This window comes from Pelomonas sp. CA6 (genome assembly GCF_022549225.1).
In the GTDB taxonomy this organism is placed as follows: domain Bacteria; phylum Pseudomonadota; class Gammaproteobacteria; order Burkholderiales; family Burkholderiaceae_C; genus Roseateles.
Map to the genome: position 1 here is coordinate 53709 of NZ_JAKZFD010000007.1, position 17147 is coordinate 70855.

General features: G+C 70.5%; 15 protein-coding genes. 4 read left to right on the forward strand and 11 right to left on the reverse strand.

The window, feature by feature from the left end; all coding sequences use genetic code 11:
* Positions 1–19: 19 nt before the first annotated feature.
* The 6 genes from LZ017_RS12915 to hemA all read right to left on the reverse strand — a co-directional run bounded on the left by LZ017_RS12915 (position 20) and on the right by hemA (position 5572).
* Positions 20–604, reverse strand: coding sequence for a UbiX family flavin prenyltransferase (locus LZ017_RS12915; protein ID WP_241397243.1), 585 nt, complete (start codon positions 602–604; stop codon positions 20–22).
* Positions 604–918 carry a Grx4 family monothiol glutaredoxin gene (gene grxD, locus LZ017_RS12920; protein WP_241397244.1) on the reverse strand — a complete coding sequence of 105 codons (315 nt, stop codon included), beginning with the start codon at positions 916–918 and terminating at the stop codon, positions 604–606. The genes LZ017_RS12915 and grxD overlap by 1 nt, the downstream gene beginning before the upstream one ends.
* A 158-nt stretch (positions 919–1076) precedes the next feature.
* Entirely contained in the window at positions 1077–1712 is a 636-nt protein-coding gene (locus tag LZ017_RS12925) for a hypothetical protein (RefSeq protein ID WP_241397245.1), read from the reverse strand.
* Positions 1713–1855: 143 nt separating this feature from the next.
* Complete coding sequence (gene prmC / locus LZ017_RS12930; protein WP_241397246.1) at positions 1856–2698, reverse strand: peptide chain release factor N(5)-glutamine methyltransferase; 843 nt, start codon at positions 2696–2698, stop codon at positions 1856–1858.
* Between the two features lie 417 nt (positions 2699–3115).
* On the reverse strand, positions 3116–4198 hold the full coding sequence (gene prfA, locus LZ017_RS12935) for a peptide chain release factor 1 (RefSeq protein ID WP_241397247.1): 1083 nt from the start codon (positions 4196–4198) through the stop codon (positions 3116–3118).
* 84 nt (positions 4199–4282) lie between these two features.
* Complete coding sequence (gene hemA, locus LZ017_RS12940; RefSeq protein ID WP_241397248.1) at positions 4283–5572, reverse strand: glutamyl-tRNA reductase; 1290 nt, start codon at positions 5570–5572, stop codon at positions 4283–4285.
* Positions 5573–5688: 116 nt separating this feature from the next.
* Here hemA and LZ017_RS12945 point away from each other — a divergent pair, with 116 nt between their 5' ends.
* Entirely contained in the window at positions 5689–5961 is a 273-nt protein-coding gene (locus tag LZ017_RS12945; protein ID WP_241397249.1) for a hypothetical protein, read from the forward strand.
* Here LZ017_RS12945 and LZ017_RS12950 read toward each other — a convergent pair.
* Positions 5942–6889, reverse strand: a complete 948-nt coding sequence (locus LZ017_RS12950) for a class I SAM-dependent methyltransferase (protein ID WP_241397250.1) — start codon at positions 6887–6889, stop codon at positions 5942–5944. The genes LZ017_RS12945 and LZ017_RS12950 overlap by 20 nt on opposite strands.
* A 15-nt stretch (positions 6890–6904) precedes the next feature.
* Here LZ017_RS12950 and LZ017_RS12955 point away from each other — a divergent pair, with 15 nt between their 5' ends.
* The gene (locus LZ017_RS12955) at positions 6905–7297 is read left to right on the forward strand and encodes a VOC family protein (protein WP_241397251.1); all 393 of its coding nucleotides are present in this window, start codon (positions 6905–6907) and stop codon (positions 7295–7297) included.
* A 393-nt stretch (positions 7298–7690) separates the two neighbouring features.
* Here the strand turns inward: LZ017_RS12955 and miaB are convergent, their stop codons facing one another.
* Together miaB and LZ017_RS12965 are read right to left on the reverse strand one after the other, a co-directional pair.
* On the reverse strand, positions 7691–9010 hold the full coding sequence (gene miaB, locus LZ017_RS12960; RefSeq protein ID WP_241397252.1) for a tRNA (N6-isopentenyl adenosine(37)-C2)-methylthiotransferase MiaB: 1320 nt from the start codon (positions 9008–9010) through the stop codon (positions 7691–7693).
* 96 nt (positions 9011–9106) lie between these two features.
* Positions 9107–9523 (reverse strand): hypothetical protein, encoded by a 417-nt coding sequence (locus LZ017_RS12965; RefSeq protein ID WP_241397253.1) that lies wholly within the window; start codon positions 9521–9523, stop codon positions 9107–9109.
* 181 nt (positions 9524–9704) lie between these two features.
* Here LZ017_RS12965 and LZ017_RS12970 point away from each other — a divergent pair, with 181 nt between their 5' ends.
* Together LZ017_RS12970 and LZ017_RS12975 are read left to right on the forward strand one after the other, a co-directional pair.
* On the forward strand, positions 9705–12512 hold the full coding sequence (locus tag LZ017_RS12970; protein WP_241397254.1) for a TonB-dependent siderophore receptor: 2808 nt from the start codon (positions 9705–9707) through the stop codon (positions 12510–12512).
* Positions 12512–14674, forward strand: a complete 2163-nt coding sequence (locus LZ017_RS12975) for a prolyl oligopeptidase family protein (protein ID WP_241397255.1) — start codon at positions 12512–12514, stop codon at positions 14672–14674. The genes LZ017_RS12970 and LZ017_RS12975 overlap by 1 nt, the downstream gene beginning before the upstream one ends.
* A 24-nt stretch (positions 14675–14698) precedes the next feature.
* Here LZ017_RS12975 and LZ017_RS12980 read toward each other — a convergent pair whose 3' ends face one another.
* Both LZ017_RS12980 and LZ017_RS12985 read right to left on the reverse strand, forming a co-directional pair.
* Positions 14699–15457 carry an AraC family transcriptional regulator gene (locus LZ017_RS12980; protein ID WP_241397256.1) on the reverse strand — a complete coding sequence of 253 codons (759 nt, stop codon included), beginning with the start codon at positions 15455–15457 and terminating at the stop codon, positions 14699–14701.
* A 4-nt stretch (positions 15458–15461) separates the two neighbouring features.
* Positions 15462–17021, reverse strand: a complete 1560-nt coding sequence (locus LZ017_RS12985) for a C69 family dipeptidase (RefSeq protein ID WP_241397257.1) — start codon at positions 17019–17021, stop codon at positions 15462–15464.
* Positions 17022–17147 lie beyond the last annotated feature (126 nt).

Below are 17147 nucleotides of genomic sequence, written 5' to 3' on the forward strand. Positions count from 1 at the left end.
GGCTCCGCCGGGCGGGCGTTCAGGCCGGTCGCAGTCCGTTCCAGGCCTGCGGCGCGGCGCCCGCGACGCCGGCCAGCTCCAGCACGCGCTCCACGGTCTCGTCGACCATCTGCGCGATGCTGCTGGGGTGGTGGTAGAAGGCCGGCAGCGGCGGGAAGACGATGCCGCCCATCTCGGTCACGGCCGTCATGTTGCGCAGATGGGCCAGGTTGAACGGCGTCTCGCGCACCATCAGGATCAGGCGGCGGCGCTCCTTCAGAGTGACGTCGGCGGCGCGCGTCAGCAGGTTGTCGCCGAAGCCATGGGCGATGGCCGCCAGGCTCTTCATCGAGCAGGGTGCCACCACCATCGCGGCGGTGGCGAAGCTGCCGCTGGCCACGCAGGCCCCGACATCGCCGGGGGCATGGGCCGCGTCGGCCTCGGCCTCCAGCTCGGCGCGCGTCAGCCCCAGTTCATGGTGGGCATTGAGCACGCCGGCCGGCGTCAGGATCAGGTGGGTCTGCAGGCCCAGCGCGCGGGCGCGGCGCAGCAGCTGCAAGCCGTAGACGGCCCCGGTGGCGCCGGTGATGCCGACCACCAGGCGCTGTGCTGCGGCCGGCTGCATCAGCCCTGGGTCAGCAGCTGCTGCAGCTCGCCGCTCTCGTACATCTCCATCATGATGTCCGAGCCGCCGACGAACTCGCCGTTCACGTACAGCTGCGGGATGGTGGGCCAGTTGGCGTATTCCTTGATGCCCTGGCGCACGCCCTCGTCCTCCAGCACGTTGAAGGTCGACAGATCCTGCACGCCGCAGGCCTTCAGGATCTGCACCGCGCGGCCGGAGAAGCCGCACATCGGAAACTGGGCCGTGCCCTTCATGAACAGCATCACGCGGTGGGTCTTCACCAGGTCGTCGATGCGTTGCTGAACGTCGCTCATGGGATTTCTGTCCTCGGTCGAATCTCGGTCGGATGGGGCGGTCAGTCGGATGGGCTGGCCGGCGCTCCCCGGATTATCGGCCACGTCCAAAGGCCGGCGCGCGCGGCGGGCATCCGCGCCGCGTGACGGGCAAACCGCGGACCCGGACCCGCGCGTGTTCAGAAGCTGTAGCTCAGGCCCAGCTGCAGCACCGGCTTGAAGCGCAGGTCGCGCAGCGTGTCGTCCAGCGCCTGGCCGCGCGGGTCACCCAGGCGAGGCCCGTAGCTGCTGCCGGCCATCACGCCCAGGTCGGCGCTGAAGCCCCAGCCACCGCGCAGCGCATAGCTGCTGTAGCCCAGGCCCACATAGGACAGCGAGGCGCTGGGCTCGCGATCGGCGGGCGAGCCGGCGCTCCAGCCTCCGAGGTTGCGCAGGCTGGCGGACAGATAGGGTGAGACGCTGGCGCCGCGGCCCAGCGCCAGGCCGGCGCTGCTCTGCGTCAGCGACAGCGGACCCAGCAACAGGCCGCCGGTGGCGCGCAGGCCGCCGCCGATGTTCTGGCCCAGGCCGGACCCGGTCAGGTAATAGTCGCCCAGCAGGTTGGCGCTGAGCAGGCGGCTGCCGCGCAGCACGCCGTCGGGTCCGCTGTCCTGGCTGCTGCTGAGTTGCACGCGGGCCTGCCAGGCGCTCTGGACTTGGGGTTTGAGCTGCAGTCCCTGCGCGCGCACCGGCGTCGCGGTGCCGGCCAGCGCGGCCATCAGCAGGGCGGCCATCAGCGCGGCCGGGGCGAGGGATGGAGAGAGAGCGGGCTTCATCGCGGTTCTCCTTGAACGGCGGGGAACGCCACCCCACCGGTCCGATCAATGCTACGCCGCCGCCGGGCGGCTGTGCAGGGGAGATGAACCCGACTGCGGGGCTTGATGCGCAGATTGTGGCGTTCGCCGCGCTTCGCAAGGGCTCAGCCGGGCCAGCGCCCGCCACTGGCGCGCGGCTGATCGCCCAGATCGCGGCGTGTTTCGACCGCCTGGTAGCCCTGTTCGCACAAGAGGGCGCGGACCGCCTCGGCCTGGTCCCAGCCGTGCTCCAGCAGCAGCCAGCCGCCGGGCTTGAGCCGCGCGGGCGCCTCGCGGACCAGCTGTTGCAAATCCGCCAAACCGTCGCCTTCGGGCGTCAGCGCGCCGCGCGGCTCGTGGCGCAGCGCGGCCAGGTGCGGGTCCTGGCCCGCCACATAGGGCGGGTTGCTCAGGACGAGGTCAAAGGGCGGCAGGCCGCGCAGCGGTTCGAACCAACTGCCCAGGTGGGCCTGCACCGGCAGGCCCAGTCGGCGCGCGTTGTCCTCGGCGACGGCCAGCGCGGCGGCGCTGCGGTCCACCATGTGCAGCTCGGCGGCGCGATGGCGGGCGGCCACGGCCAGCGCGATCGCGCCGCTGCCGGTGCCCAGGTCGACCACGCGCGGTCGCGGCTGCGCCGGCAGCGCCTGCAGGTGCTCCAGCGCCCAGTCCACCAGCAGCTCGGTGTCGGGGCGGGGGATCAGTGTGTCGCGTGTCACGCGCAGCCGCAGGCCGTGGAACTCCTTCTCGCCGCTCAAATAGGCCAGCGGCACCTCGTCCAGGCGTTGCGCCAGCCAGTCCTCGAAGCGCGCGGCCTGCTCGGGCGTCAGCGCCTGGTCGTCATGGCGGATCAACCAGGCGCGGTCCACGTTGAGCAAGGCCTGCAGCAGGTAGTTGGCCTCCTGGCGGGGGAGGCCGCGGTGCTGGGCGTGGGTGAGGGCCTGGTGGAGCGTGAGGGGGTGGGGGGGCATGGCGGAGGGGGAGGCTTTTGTTTTGGCTTTGGCTTTGGCTGGATTGTGATGTTGGTGCGGTTTCTTTCTGCTGCGCGGCGCGCAAAGCCCGCCGGGTCCCGGCCCGGCAGCCGGGTAACTTTTCCTGCGGGCCCAGGAAAAGTCACCAAAAGGAGGGCCTGAAAGGCGATTTGACCGAGACCCGCGCTTGGCACGGAGTCCTGGCCCGACGACCATGGGAGCAGCTCCACCGCTCAGGCTTCAAGTCGCTCGCCGGGTACGGCTCGACTCCACATCGGGCCTCATGCCAGGACTCCTGCCGACTCCTGCTGACTCTTGCCGATGATTGCGGCCCCTGGCCGCGTGCGTCGGCGCCCCCCCCGGGGACCGGCCCGGGGTATGCCCGGACCGGGGAGCTCTGCCCTTCAGGAGAGGCGGTCAGTGCTCCAGCGCCGCCAACTGTTCCGCCGCCTGCGCCCGTTGCAGGCCCTGGATCACGTCGTCGAGGTCGCCGTCCATGATGGCGCCCAGCTTGTACAGGGTCAGGTTGATGCGGTGGTCGGTCAGCCGGCCCTGCGGGAAGTTGTAGGTGCGGATGCGGTCGCTGCGGTCGCCGCTGCCGATGAGGCTCTTGCGCGTCGCGGCTTCCTTGGCGGCACGCTCGGCACGGTCCTTGTCGCGCAGGCGGGCGGCGAGCACGGCCATGGCCTTGGCCTTGTTGCGATGCTGGCTGCGGTCGTCCTGGCATTCGGCCACCAGGCCGGTGGGCAAATGGGTGATGCGGATGGCACTGTCGGTCTTGTTGACGTGCTGGCCGCCGGCACCGCTGGCGCGGAAGGTGTCGATGCGCAGCTCGGCCGGATTGAGCTGGATTTCTTCGGCCTCGTCGGGCTCGGGCATCACGGCCACGGTGCAGGCACTGGTGTGGATGCGGCCCTGCGATTCGGTGGCGGGCACGCGCTGCACGCGGTGGCCGCCGGACTCGAACTTGAGCCGGCCGTAGACGCCGTCGCCGTCCAGCCGCAGCACGATTTCCTTGTAGCCGCCCAGATCGGATTCGTTGGCGGACAGCACCTCGACGCGCCAGCCCTGCGCGTCCGCATAGCGGGTGTACATGCGCGTCAGGTCGCCGGCGAAGAGCGCGGACTCGTCGCCGCCGGTGCCGGCACGGATCTCCAGGAAGGCAGGGCGCTCGTCGTCGGGATCCTTGGGCAGCAGCGCGAGCTGCAGATCCTGGTCCAGCCGCGCCAGGTCGGCCTCGGCCGCGGCGATCTCCTCGCGCGCCATCGCCTCCATCTCGGCGTCGCCGCTGTCCAGCAGCTCGCGCGCGGCGGCCAGGTCGCGCTCGCGCTGTTCATAGAGGCGGTACTGTGTCAGCAGCGAGGACAGCTCGGACTGCTCCTTGCTGAGGCTGCGGTAGCGCTTGATGTCGGCCGCGAGGCTGCCATCGGCCAGGACGGTGTCCAGTTCGGCAAGGCGGAAGGCGAGGCGCTCGAACTGCTGGCGCAGCGTGTTGTTCATGGTGTGCGGGGAAGAAGCGGAGGCGGCGGGACAAGCGGCGCCCGCCCGTGGGGCGCGGCGCGCGGAGCGAAGCAGCGGGCTTCGCTAGGACTCCGCCGGATCGCGCGGGCTCTTGCGCAGGAACAGGCGCGACACGGTGTGGGCCAGTTCCAGGCGCTTGTCGCCGTCGCTGGCGTGCAGTTCGGCCATGGCGCCGTGCAGCATCTTCTGGGTCAGGCCGCGCGACAGGGCTTCCAGCACGGTGTCCACGTCCTCGCCACGCGCGAGCAGCTTGCGCGCGCGCTGGATCTCGGCCTGGCGCCAAGCGTCGGCCTGCTGATTGAGGGCCTGGATCAGCGGCACCGTGTGACGCTGTCCCAGCCAGTGCACAAAGCTCTGCACGCCGGTCTCGATGATGGCCTCGGCCTGCTCGACGGCGGCCTGGCGCTTCTCGCCGGCGGACTGCACCAGCTGGGCGAGGTCGTCGACGGTGTAGAGGTAGACGTCGTCCAGTTGCGCGACCTCGGGCTCGATGTCGCGCGGCACCGCCAAGTCGACCATGAACATGGGCTTGTGGCGGCGCTTCTTCAGCGCCCGTTCCACCGCGCCCAGGCCGATCAGCGGCAGCGTGGAGGCGGTGCAGGAGATGACGGCGTCGAACTCGTGCAGCCGGGCGGGCAGGTCGGCCAGGCGTATCGCCTCGGCGCCCAGGTGGGTCGCGAGCTTCTCGCCACGCTCCAGCGTGCGGTTGGCCACCGCCATCGCGCGCGGGGTCTTGGCCGCGAAGTGGGTGGCGACCAGTTCGATCATCTCGCCGGCGCCGACGAAGAGCACGCGGATGTCGGCCAGGTCCTCGAACAACTGGGCGGCCAGGCGCACCGAGGCCGCCGCCATGCTGATGGAATGGGCGCCGATCTCGGTGGAGCTGCGCACTTCCTTGGCCACCGCGAAGCTGCGCTGGAACAGCTGGTGCAGCGTGGTGCCCAGCGTGCCGGCCTGGTCGGCCTCGCGCACCGCCTGCTTCATCTGGCCGAGGATCTGGGGTTCGCCCAGCACCATGGAATCCAGCCCGCTGGCGACACGGAAGGCATGGCGCGCGGCGGCGCTGCCCTCGCGCACATAGGCATGGTCCATCAGCGTGCCGCTGCCCACGCCGCCGACCTGGGCCAGCCAGTCGACGGCCGGGCGCAGCATCTCGCCGTCTCCGGCGACATAGAGCTCGGTGCGGTTGCAGGTGGACAGCATGGCCGCTTCCGGCAGCGCGGCGCGGCGCTGGCCCAGCTGTTCGCGCAGGCGCAGCAGCGTGGGCGCCAGCTGCTCGACCGAGAACGCGAACCGACCGCGCAGGTCCAGTGGCGCGGATTGGTGGTTCAGGCCCAGCGTGAAGACCGACATAGTGGGCGCGATTATAAAATTGCCCTCCATCCTCCCAGGGACATGGGGACTTGATGTGCATCAAGCGCCCGTGTGATCGTCCCCCGGATGCCCCATTTCAGCACCGACACCCGCGCGTGACTCCTCTCGACGCCCTCTGGCATTTCTGCAACCTGTTCCTGCCCGCCTGGGGTGTGGCCGCGCTGATGGCGCTGGCCGTGAAGCTGCTGTGGCGGCGGCAGTCGGGAGCAGGGTCCTGGGCCTCGCTGTGGCTGTGGGCCGGGCTGGGCGGCAGTGCGGGCCAGGTGGCCGGGCTGGCGCTGACCGGGCGCGACGGCAGCATGAACGGCTATGCGCTGATGCTGCTGGGGCTCAGTGTCGCGCTGTGGTTCAGGCTGGGGCGGCGCTGAGCGCCTGCGCGTCGCCGTTGCGATAGAGCAGCACCTTCAGCGCCCGCTCCGGTTCCGCGTCCGCGAAGGCCGCCGGGTTGGCGATTCGTTCGACGAATGACAGTCCCGGGGCTTCGCTGGCCACCAGGGCGCGCAGGAAGTCCGCGTCCAGCTTGGGCGAGTTCAGGCACAGCAGGGCCTGGCCGCCGGGCGCCAGCAGCTCGGGCAGGCGGCGCACCAGCCGCGCATAGTCCTTGGTCGCGACGAAGCTGCCCTTCTGGTGGCTGGGCGGATCCATGATGACCAGTTCATAGGGGCCGCCGCGGCGCAGCTTGGCCCAGGAGTTGAAGACGTCATGGGCCAGGAAGCTGGCGCCGGTGGCGAGGCCGTTGAGCTGGTGGTTGCGGCGGCCGGCCTCCAGCGCGCCGCGCGCCATGTCGCAGTTGACCACCTCCGCGGCGCCGCCGCGCAGCGCCGCCACCGAGAAGGCGCAGGTGTAGGCGAACAGATTCAGCACCTTGCCGCCCGGCTGTCGCTGCGCCCACTGGCGCACCCAGCGCCGGCCTTCGGCCATGTCCAGGAACAGGCCGTGGTTGTGGCCGCGCATCAGGTGGACGCGATAGCGCGCGCCGTCCTCCGGTACCACATGGTCCTCGGGCACCGCGCCTGACATCAGGCGGTTGCCGGGCTGCAGCTCGTCGCGGTGCTGGAAGACCCAGTTCAGCGGCTCGCCTGGCGCGATCTCGGCCCAGCGCCGCTGCAGGGCCTGGCCGATGTCCGCCAGTGCCGCATCGGTCATTGGCTCGAAGCTGGTCAGCAGCCAGACCGGCGGGTAGAAGTCCAGCGCCCAGGCCTCGCAGCCCGGGAAGAGGCCGCCGCGACCGTGGAAGACGCGGCAGGCCTGGTCCGGTCGGGGGAGGCGGGCGATGATGTCGAGCAGGGCTTGCATGAAAGGAATCTAGCGATGTTCTCGCATGTCTTCGTCGGCGTGTCCGACTTCGAGCGGGCGATGGCCTTCTACCGGCCGGTGATGGAGGCGCTGGGCCTGCGGCTGCGCTTCGTGGAGGCCTCGCGCCCCTGGGCTGGCTGGGAGTCCGCGCCGGGGGAGCGGCCGCTGTTCCTGGTGGGCCGGCCTTATGACCGCGCGCCGCATCAGCCTGGCAATGGGCAGATGGTGGCCTTCCTTGCAGACAGCCGGGAGCGCGTGGACGGGGTGCACGCGCTGGCCCTGGCCCGCGGCGGGCTGTGCGGGGGCGCGCCGGGGTTGCGGCCGGAGTACCACCCGAATTACTACGGGGCGTATTTCAGGGACTTGGATGGGAACAAGCTGGGCGTGGCTTGTCATCGTGAGGAATGAGAGGGGGGTGTTGCTTTCATTGTCTTTTTGCGCGGGCGCGCGGAGCCCGCCGGGTCCCGGCCCGGCAGCCGGGTCACTTTCTTCTGGGCCCAGAAGAAAGTCACCAAAGAAGAGGGCCTCAAATCCGATTTGACCGCCGCCCGCGCTGAACACCGAGTGCGAGCCCGACGACCACCCGGGCCTCGTGCCACCGCTCATGGCCTGCCAATGCTTGCGGCTCGATGCTGCGAGCAGCGGCGGTATTCAGGGCCGAGGGCCGGGCCGCCCCCACCGGGGGCCGCCCAAGGGTCTCCTTGGGCGGGGTGCGTGATTCCAGGGGCCGAGCGCCGGGCCGCCCTCATCGCCGCCCCCTCGGGGGGCGGGCCCAGCGTACCCGCTGGGCCCGGGGGCCCATCACACTTCGCCGCGCAGCGAGTGAGCAAACGCCTCGGTGATGCGCAGCGGGATCAGTTGGTTCATCAGCGTGTCGTCGCCTTTGAAGTTGACGATGCGGTTGCACTCGGTGCGGCCCATCAGCTCGGTGGCGTCCTTGCGCGCATGGCCGGTGACCAGCACGGGCACGGTCTGGCCGACCAGCGCCTGGTTGTAGCGCACCGCGTTGGCCTCGATCAGGGCCTGCAGCTGCTGCAGGCGCTGCACCTTGAGCTCGTGCGGCGTGTCGTCGTGCAGATTGGCCGCGGGGGTGCCGGGACGCGGGCTGAAGATGAAGCTGAAGCTGGCGTCGAATTGCACGTCCTCGATCAGCTGCAGGGTCTTGGCATGGTCTTCGTCGGTCTCGCCGGGGAAGCCGACGATGAAGTCGCTGGCGATGCGGATGTCCGGCCGCACCGCGCGCAGCTTGCGCACGATGCTCTTGAACTGCAGCGCGGTGTAGCCGCGCTTCATCGCCATCAGGATGCGGTCGCTGCCATGCTGCACAGGCAGGTGCACATGGTTCACCAGCTGGGGGATCTTGGCGTAGGCGTCGATCAGGCGCTGGCTGAATTCGTTGGGATGGCTGGTGGTGTAGCGGATGCGTTCGATGCCGGGGATCTCGGCCACGTACTCCAGCAGCAGCGCGAAGTCGGCGATCTCGCCGTCGCCCTCGCCCATGCGGCCGCGGTAGGCGTTGACGTTCTGGCCCAGCAGCGTCACTTCCTTGACGCCCTGGTCGGCCAGGCCGGCGACTTCCACCAGCACGTCCTCGAAGGGCCGGCTGACTTCCTCGCCACGGGTGTAGGGCACCACGCAGTAGGAGCAGTACTTGGAGCAGCCCTCCATGATGGAGACAAAGGCCGAGGCGCCTTCCACCCGCGCCGGCGGCAGGTGGTCGAACTTCTCGATCTCGGGGAAGCTGATGTCCACCTGCGGGCGGGACTGCGTCTGGCGCTGCGCCAGCATCTCGGGCAGGCGGTGCAGGGTCTGCGGGCCAAAGACCACGTCCACATAGGGCGCGCGGGCGATGATGGCCTCGCCTTCCTGGCTGGCGACACAGCCGCCGACGCCGATCAGCGTGCCGCGCGCCTTCAGGTGCTTGACCCGGCCCAGGTCGGAGAACACCTTCTCCTGCGCCTTCTCGCGCACCGAGCAGGTGTTGAACAGGATCAGGTCGGCCTCCTCCATGTCCTGGGTGGGCTCGTAGCCTTCGGCGGCGCGCAGCACGTCGGCCATCTTGTCCGAGTCGTACTCGTTCATCTGGCAGCCAAAGGTCTTGATGAAGACTTTCTTGCTCATGGGGCACTTTCATCGCGCGCGCCGCGCGCGGAGGGAGAGAGGAGGCAAAAAGGGGCGGCCACGGACAGCGGCCCGGGTGTCAGACGCGCGCGGCGTTCAGGGCTTGGTCCAGACCTGGCTGGCCAGGTCGAAGCGCCAGCTGGCGGCTTCCTGCGGCGTGCTGGGCCAGGTTTTGTTGGCCAGCTCGACCTCGTTGAGCACCCACACGTCCATCAGCAAGCCGGTAAATTCGCGCGTGTAGTGCACGACCAGCTTTTCGCCGATCAGGCTGCCGGGCATCAGCAGCAGGTTGTTGGGGCTGCGGATGCGCGCACCCGGGGCCAGGCGCTCGGGCTTGCCGTTGAGCTGGACGATGGGCGGCTGGGTCAGCACCAGCTCGCCACGCAGCGCGTTGGCCGGGAAGTGCCGCGCGACCTGGGCTTGCGCCGAAGGCAGGGCGCCCAGCAGCGGCAGCGCACACAGCAGCATCAGGGCAACGCGACGGGGGAAGGCATGGGATGCACAGCGGTACATGGTGTAGATCCAGTGGCTGTCGGGGTAAACGCGGCATTGTACGGGGCGCTCTGCGGGTGCAGAGCCGCGTCCGGACGCACTGTGCCGATTTCCGCGCCCGCGGCGCCCCGATGCATCAAGACAGCACAGGGCGCGATTCCTACAGTCGCCAGCGGCAAAAACGACAAGCCCGCGAGGAGACATGAAACACCGATCCCTGACCCCGACCGCTCTGGCCGCGCTGATGGCGCTCAACCTGGGCCCGGCCTGGGCGCAGAGCGCCGAGCCCGAACGCGGGACCGACGGCAAGCTGCTGCCCAAGGTCGTCGTCACCGGCTCCAACATCAAGAGGACCGACACCGAAACCTCGCAGCCGCTGCAGGTGATCAGTCGCGAAGACATCAAGACCACCGGCGCGCTGACCGTGGGTGAGGTGCTGGGCACGCTGACCACCAACGACGGCAATGCGATCAGCGACCTGGGCGGCGCCAACTCCTGGGCCAGCGGCGCCTCTGGCGTGTCGCTGCGCAACCTGGGCACCGGCGGCACGCTGGTGCTGGTGAACGGCCGGCGCGTGTCCAGCTACGGCTTCGCCGACGGGCTGCAGCTGAACTTCACCAACATCGACAGCATCCCGGCCAACATCATCGAGCGCGTCGAGGTGCTGAAGGACGGCGCCTCGGCCATCTATGGCTCGGACGCGATCGGCGGGGTGATCAACATCATCACGCGCCAGGACTTCGCCGGGCTGGAGCTGTCGGCCAGCACCCAGCAGTCGCTGCGCCGCAGCTGGCTGGCCAAGGAGCAGCAGGCCTCGCTGACCGCGGGTCGCGGCTCGCTGGACGCCAATGGCTACAACGTCTACGGCCACCTGGAGTTCTTCAAGCGCGGCAGCTACAAGGACCGCGCGGTGCGCCCGCTGCTGCCCGATTGGTTCGTGCAGATGAACCCGGACCGCGACCAGCTCTCCACCGGGTCCATGCCCGGCAACTACGTGGGCCGTTATCCGGCCAACTACGCGGACCCGGCGCTGGCCGGCAAGTCCATCAACCGCGCGGCACCCGGCTGCGCGCCGGAGCTGCTGATCGGCGGGCTGTGCCGCTACGACTACTGGAAGGACAGCGACGCGATGCCGGGCACCGACCGTGTCACCGCGCTGGCTGGCGCGCGCGTCAAGCTGGGCCAGGAATGGACCGGCTTCGTCGAATTCCATGGCGCCGACATCCGCGCCAAGTACTACACGGCCGTGCCGCGCAGCAACATCACCGGCGTGCCGCTGAACTGGTACGACTCCATCAAGGGCGAGCTGCAGTACTTCACCGATCCGCAGCTGCCCGTGGGCCATCCCGCGAACCCCTACAGCTTTCCGATCGGCCTGAACTATCGCTTCTCCGACAACCCGGAGATGTTCAAGAACGTCGGCAGCTCCACGCAGTACCGGCTGCTGGCCGGGGCCGAGGGCCACTGGGCGGGCTGGGACATCGACACCGCGGTGGGCGTGATGGGCTCCAAGGCGCGCCAGCGCCAGCATGGCGCGCGCGACCGCTACGGCTACCACGACGCCATCGTCAATGGTGAATACAAGTTCGGCCAGGCCAACCCGCAAGAGCTGCTGGACCGCATGTTCCCCGAGTACGGGTCCTCGGGCCGCTACAAGCAGCTCTTCGTCGACCTGAAGGGCTCGCGCGAGATCGCCCGCATCGGCAACCGGCCGGTGATGCTGGCGACCGGCGTGGAGCTGCGCCACGAGGACTTCTGGCACCGCAGCTCGGACAATGTGCTGGCGGCGCGCATCGTGCAGTTCTCCGGCGTGTCCATCTCCGGCAAGCGCGACATGGCGGCGATGTTCGCCGAGGTCGAGGCGCCGCTGACGCGCGAGCTCAAGGCCACGCTGGCGCTGCGCGGCGACAAGGTCTTCGACGGCGCCGGCGCGGTCACGCCCAAGGTGCAGCTGGCCTGGCGGCCCAATGAGCGCGTGATGCTGCGCGGTACCGCGACCCAGGGCTTCCGTGCGCCCAGCCTGCCGGAAACCGGCAATGGCGGCGCGTCCTGGTTCAACAACGGCTATGTGGACCCCAAGCGCTGCGCCACCGCCACGCAGATGCGCGACATCCTGAAGACCGGCAACGCGGCTGACCAGGTCAACGCCAACGTGGCCTACGCGCTGGGCTGTTCGGTCAGTTTCCCGGCCGCGGTCTCGCCCAACCCCGATCTCAAGCCCGAGCATTCCAACAATGTCTCGGTGGGCATCGTGCTGCAGCCGCTGGATGCGCTGAGCCTGTCGCTGGACTACTACAGCATCCGCCGCCGCGACGAGATCGGCGTGCGCAGCGTGGATGCGACGCTGGCCAACGAGGACCTGATCCCCGGCCTGGTCGATCGCGGCGCGCTGACCGTGCAGGACAAGGAGCTGGCCCAGCGCATCAAGGAGCTGACGGGCCGCGACCTGGGCTTCGCCGTCGGTCCGGTGCGCAGCATCAGCGCCCAGTACCGCAACCAGAACAAGACCAAGGTCTCGGGCCTGGACCTGGACGTGCGCGCGCGCTGGGGCCTGGGCGACTGGGGCCGGCTCAGCACCGGGCTGGAGCTGAACTACCAGCTTGAGTACCGTGACTGGGACAGCTATGCCAACACCTACTCCGAGAACTATGTGGGCGGACGCGGCACGCCGCGCACGCGCGCGGTGGGCAAGCTGAACTGGAACCGCGGCGACTGGTCGCTCGGGTCGCGCATCAACTACCGCGCCGGGCAGAAGCTCGCCTGGGGCACGCTGGACAGCAGCAACACGCTGGAAGGCTGCGCCGACCGCGGCGTGGAGGCCTCGGCCTGCCGCATCGCGTCCAACACCACCGTGGACCTGTGGCTGCAGTACAGCGGCCTGAAGAACCTGGTGCTGTCGGCCAACCTGTTCAACGTCTTCGACCGCGCCGACCCGGTGCAGATGCGTGCCGGCTCCTACCTGCCGCTGGCCGGCCGCGTGGCCAAGCTCAGCGCGGAGTACCACTTCTGATGGGCGCGCCCGTCAAGATGATCGCGGGCCTCGCGGCGCTGCTGCTGGCCGCCTGCTCGGCACCGGTGGCGGCCGCGTCGGCGCCCGCGGGCGAACGCGAGGGCGCGGACCCCCACCTATGGCTGGAACAGGTCCAGGGCCGCGAGGCGCTGGACTGGGTGGGCGCGCAGAACGAACGCAGCCGCCAGCAGTTGGAGGGCAGTCCGCGCTTCGCCGCGCTGATGCCGCAGCTGCGCGAGGTGCTGGACTCGCCGCAGCGTCTGCCGCAGCTGCAGCAGATCGGCGCCCATGTCTACAACTTCTGGCGCGACGCCGAGCATCCGCGCGGCCTGTGGCGGCGCATCCCGGCCGAGCAGCTGGGGCGTGGCGAGCCGGCCTGGCAGACCGTGCTGGACCTGGACGCTTTGGCCCGGCGCGAAGGCGAGAACTGGGTCTGGGCCGGTGCCAGCTGCCTGGCGCCGCAGACCAGCCGTTGCCTGGTCTTCCTCAGCCGCGGCGGGGCCGACGCCCAGGTGCTGCGCGAGTTCGACACCGCGCGCGGCGACTTCGTCGCCGACGGCTTCGCGCTGCCCGAATCCAAGGGCGGCGCGGCCTGGGTGGATGCCGACACGATCAGCGTCAGCACCGACTTCGGCCCCGGCAGCATGACCGAGTCCGGCTACCCGCGCCAGGTCAGGCTCTGGACGCGCGGCACGCCGCTGGCGCAGGCGCGGCGGGTCTTCGAGGGCCGCGAGCGCGACGTTGGCGTCTGGACCTCGGCCGAGTCCACGCCGCAGGGGCGGCGCCACTGGGTGGAGCGGCGCAGCAGCTTCTTCGCCGGCGACGAGTACCTGCTGGTGGACGGCCGGCTGCAGCATCTGGACAAGCCCGCCGATGCCGACGCCCAGCTCTTCGGTGAGCAACTGTTGCTGCGGTTGCGTTCCGACTGGCGCACCGGCGGCCGGCAGCACCCGGCCGGCGCGCTGATCGCGATGCCGCTGCGCGACTTCCTGGCCGGCAAGCGCCGCTTCCAGACGCTGTACGCGCCGCCGTCGCGCGGCGCGCTGCAGCAGGTGCTGCCGCTGAAGGACCGGCTGCTGCTGATCAGCATGGAGGAGGTGCGCCAGTCGCTGGCCGAATGGCGGCTGGAGAAGGGACGCTGGCAGGCGCAGCCGGTCCCCACCGACCCGTTTGAAAGCCTCTCGGTGTCCGCGCTGGCGGGCCAGCAGGGCAATGCCTATCTGCTCACGCGCAGCAGCTTTCTGTCGCCCAGCCGCCTGGTGCTGATGGAGGCCGGCCAGCCGCAGCGCCAGACCGAGCTGCGCCGCCTGCCCGACTTCTTCGACGCCAGCGGGCTGGAGGTGAGCCAGCTGCAGGCGCGATCACGCGACGGCACGGCCGTGCCGTATTTCGTCGTCGGCCCGCGCGGCGCACTGGCGGACGGGCCGCGGCCCACGCTGCTGTATGGCTATGGCGGCTTCGAGATCTCGCTGAAGCCGGCCTACAACGCCCTGGTGGGCCGGGCCTGGCTGGCGCAAGGCGGGGTCTATGTGGTGGCCAATCTGCGTGGCGGCGGCGAATTCGGCCCGCGCTGGCACCGCGCGGCGCAGCGCGAACACCGGCAGCGCTCCTACGACGACTTCATCGCCGTCGCCGAGGACCTGCAGCGGCGCGGCATCACGCGGCCCCAGCAGCTGGGCATCATGGGCGGCAGCCTGGGCGGCATGCTGGTGTCGGTGGCCATGCAGCAGCGTCCCGAGCTCTTCGGCGCGGTGGTCAGCCAGGTGCCGCTGACCGACATGCGGCGCTATCACCGCATGCTGGCCGGCGCCTCCTGGATCGAGGAGTACGGCGACCCCGACATCCCCGAGCAATGGGCCTACATCCGCCCCTACTCGCCCTATCACAACGCCCAGGCCGGGCGGCACTACCCGCCGGTGCTCTACACCAGCTCCACGCGCGACGACCGCGTCCACCCGGGGCATGCGCGCAAGATGGTGGCGCGGCTGGCACAGCAAGGCCATGCGGTCTGGTACTGGGAGAACCTGGAGGGCGGCCATGCCGGCGCGGCCGACAGCAGCCAGCAGGCGCGGCTCTGGGCGCTGAGCTACAGCTTCCTGATGGACCGGCTTGCGGGGGCGCCAACGGCCGCGCCCGCGGCCCCCGCAGCGGTGGCGCGTTGAGCGGCGGCGACGGTGGTCGTGCGTTCAGCCGCCGCCGTCCTGCCGCAGGCGCCGGTACTGCGTCGGGCTCATGCCCACGGTGGCGCGGAACTGGCGCGTGAAGGCGCTGTGGTCGGCATAGCCGCAGGCCGCAGCGATCTCGGCCACGCTGGGGCCGGGCGATTGCGCCAGCAGCGCGCGCGCCGCGTCCAGCCGGGTCTGCAGCAGCATCTCGCGCGGGCTGAGGTGGAAGACGCGCTGGAACAGGCGCTCCACCCGGTCCAGGCTCAGCCCTTCGTCCTGCGCCAGTCGGGCCAGCGACAGCGGTCCCGGCGCCAGGCTGCGGATCTGCTCGGCGATGCGCGCCACCAGGCGATAGACCGGCTGGTCCTCGTCCGGCGCGCCGAGGTCGCGCGAAATGCCGGCGACGCCGACGATGGCGCCGCCCGCGTCGCGCAGCGGCAGCTTCTGCGTCAGGCACCAGCCGGCGCGGCGGTCGGCGTAGATGTGCAGCTCCAGATGGCGCTGCATGGGCTGACCGCTGCGCAGCACCTCGCGGTCCTGCTCGCCGAAGGCCTCGCCCATGCCGGCCGGGAACAGCTCCTGCGGCCGGCGCCCGATCAGCGCGGCCTTGCTGCGCAGCGCGCAGCGCCGCACCAGGGTGTGGTTGGCGGCGAGGTAGCGGCCCTCGCGGTCCTTGACGAAGAAGACCACGTCGCCCAGCGGATCGAACAGGTCTTCCAGCAGCGAGAGCTGGCAGGTCGGCAGCGCTCGGGCGGCGCGCAGCGGGGGATGCGGGGCCATGGACTCAGGCCCGCGGGCTCAGCAGGGCCACCAGGCGGTCCCGCCATGCCAGGTAGAGCGGGCCCAGGCGGCCCGCGGCGTCGACGGCGAAGCGCGTGGCCTGCTCGCGCCGGCGCGCGGCGTCGGGCTCGTCGGCCAACGCCTGGTCCAGCGCGTCGAAGGCCTGGTGCAGCGCCTGCTCGGCCGCGTCGCGCCAGGCGGCCAGCTGCGGCATGGCGCGCTGGTAGCCCAGCTGCACCAGCTGGTCGGCGGCCTGGATGCACCAGCGCAGCGAGCGCGGGTCGAAGCGCCGCGGATCGTGGCGGCCGATGGATTCGTGCACGGCATCCACGCCCACATGCATGGGCAGCCAGCTGCTGCTGTGCGGGTTGCCCAGGCACAGCCAGTAGACGCCGGCGATGTCGGCCGGGCGGCCCTGGCGCAGCTGGCAGAGCGCCGCGTACTGGCCGAAGTCGCGCGCCACGGTGCGGCGCTGCGTCAGCGCCAGCAGGCGGCGCCATTCGGCGCCGGGGAAGGGCGTGGCCAGCTCGCTCTTGCGCATCTGGCCCTGGTCGTCGACCACCCGCCATTGCGGCTGCGCGGTGATGTCGTAGATCGTGTCCTCGAAGGTGGCGCGGTGCAGGGCCATCAGGTCCTCGCGGCCCAGCGGGCGTTCGGGCCGGGCTGAGAAGGGATAGAAGTCCAAGGGCTCGACGACCTGGTGGTAGGCGTCCAGCGTGGCATGTGGATCGGCCCCCAGCCGGCGCGCCGGCCAGGGCTTCAGCGTGGGCGCGATGCGGCTGTAGAACAGCCACAGCCTGGCGGTCGCCCATTCGTGCGGCAATGGCGTAAAGCAGGCGCGCCAGTCGAACGGCTGGCCTTCGACATGCCAGCCGCGTGCCCGCGCGAAGGGCCGGGCGTGGGGGCTCAGGCGCTGGTGCTCGGCGTCGTCGGGGTCGATGCGACCCAGCACGCTCCAGTTGGCCGCGATCAGCGCCTCGTCCTCGGGCAGCTGGCGCGCGGCCCAGAGCACGCCCGGCTGGCCGCTGGCGGCGCTCCAGTCCGGGCCGACCGAGAACAGCTCCAGGATCCACACCTCCTGTGGGTCGGCGAGGCACAGCAGCTCGCCGCTGTCGTCGCAGGTCGGGCGGAAGCCGTGGCGCTCCATCAGCTCGGTGATCAGCGCCAATGCCTCCTGCGCGCGGCGGCAGCGCTGCAACGCGAAGACCATGGCCTGCTCCACGCTCATGATCTGCTCACCGCGGCCCTGGGTTTTCAGTTCGGGACGCTGCGCGATGGTGCTCTCGGTGATCGCGAGCTGGTGCTCGTTGAGATGCGAGTAGGCCGAATGGAAGTAGGCGTGGGTGTGCGCGACCTGGGGGATGTGGCCCAGCACGCGGCCGTGGTCGGCCAGATCCTCGCTATGGATGTGCTGCAGATCCTCATGCACCGGCGCCAGGCTGCCCGGCGCGTGGTCCATGGCCGGGACCTTGTGGACGCGCGAGTCCTCGCCCGCGTCCGAATGGCTGATCCAGGTGCTGCCGTCGCGGCTGGCGCGGCGTCCCACGGCAATCACTGTGCACATCGTCGTCTCCTTGGTGCGCGGCCCGCGCGCTGCGCTTGCGCCGGGCGTCAGGCCCCGTTGCGTCTGATATTGGATCCAATATACGATAACGGCCTGGTCTGCAACAGAGGCACAACACGGGGAGAC

Coding starts and splice junctions, on each gene's coding strand:
- LZ017_RS12965 (WP_241397253.1), bottom strand. CDS start 9,523: ATGTACCGCTGTGCATCCCATGCCTTCCCCCGTCGCGTTGCCCTGATG.
- LZ017_RS12980 (WP_241397256.1), bottom strand. CDS start 15,457: ATGGCCCCGCATCCCCCGCTGCGCGCCGCCCGAGCGCTGCCGACCTGC.
- prfA (WP_241397247.1), bottom strand. CDS start 4,198: ATGAACAACACGCTGCGCCAGCAGTTCGAGCGCCTCGCCTTCCGCCTT.
- grxD (WP_241397244.1), bottom strand. CDS start 918: ATGAGCGACGTTCAGCAACGCATCGACGACCTGGTGAAGACCCACCGC.
- prmC (WP_241397246.1), bottom strand. CDS start 2,698: ATGCCCCCCCACCCCCTCACGCTCCACCAGGCCCTCACCCACGCCCAG.
- hemA (WP_241397248.1), bottom strand. CDS start 5,572: ATGTCGGTCTTCACGCTGGGCCTGAACCACCAATCCGCGCCACTGGAC.
- miaB (WP_241397252.1), bottom strand. CDS start 9,010: ATGAGCAAGAAAGTCTTCATCAAGACCTTTGGCTGCCAGATGAACGAG.
- LZ017_RS12955 (WP_241397251.1), top strand. CDS start 6,905: ATGTTCTCGCATGTCTTCGTCGGCGTGTCCGACTTCGAGCGGGCGATG.
- LZ017_RS12915 (WP_241397243.1), bottom strand. CDS start 604: ATGCAGCCGGCCGCAGCACAGCGCCTGGTGGTCGGCATCACCGGCGCC.
- LZ017_RS12970 (WP_241397254.1), top strand. CDS start 9,705: ATGAAACACCGATCCCTGACCCCGACCGCTCTGGCCGCGCTGATGGCG.
- LZ017_RS12950 (WP_241397250.1), bottom strand. CDS start 6,889: ATGCAAGCCCTGCTCGACATCATCGCCCGCCTCCCCCGACCGGACCAG.
- LZ017_RS12925 (WP_241397245.1), bottom strand. CDS start 1,712: ATGAAGCCCGCTCTCTCTCCATCCCTCGCCCCGGCCGCGCTGATGGCC.
- LZ017_RS12975 (WP_241397255.1), top strand. CDS start 12,512: ATGGGCGCGCCCGTCAAGATGATCGCGGGCCTCGCGGCGCTGCTGCTG.
- LZ017_RS12985 (WP_241397257.1), bottom strand. CDS start 17,021: ATGTGCACAGTGATTGCCGTGGGACGCCGCGCCAGCCGCGACGGCAGC.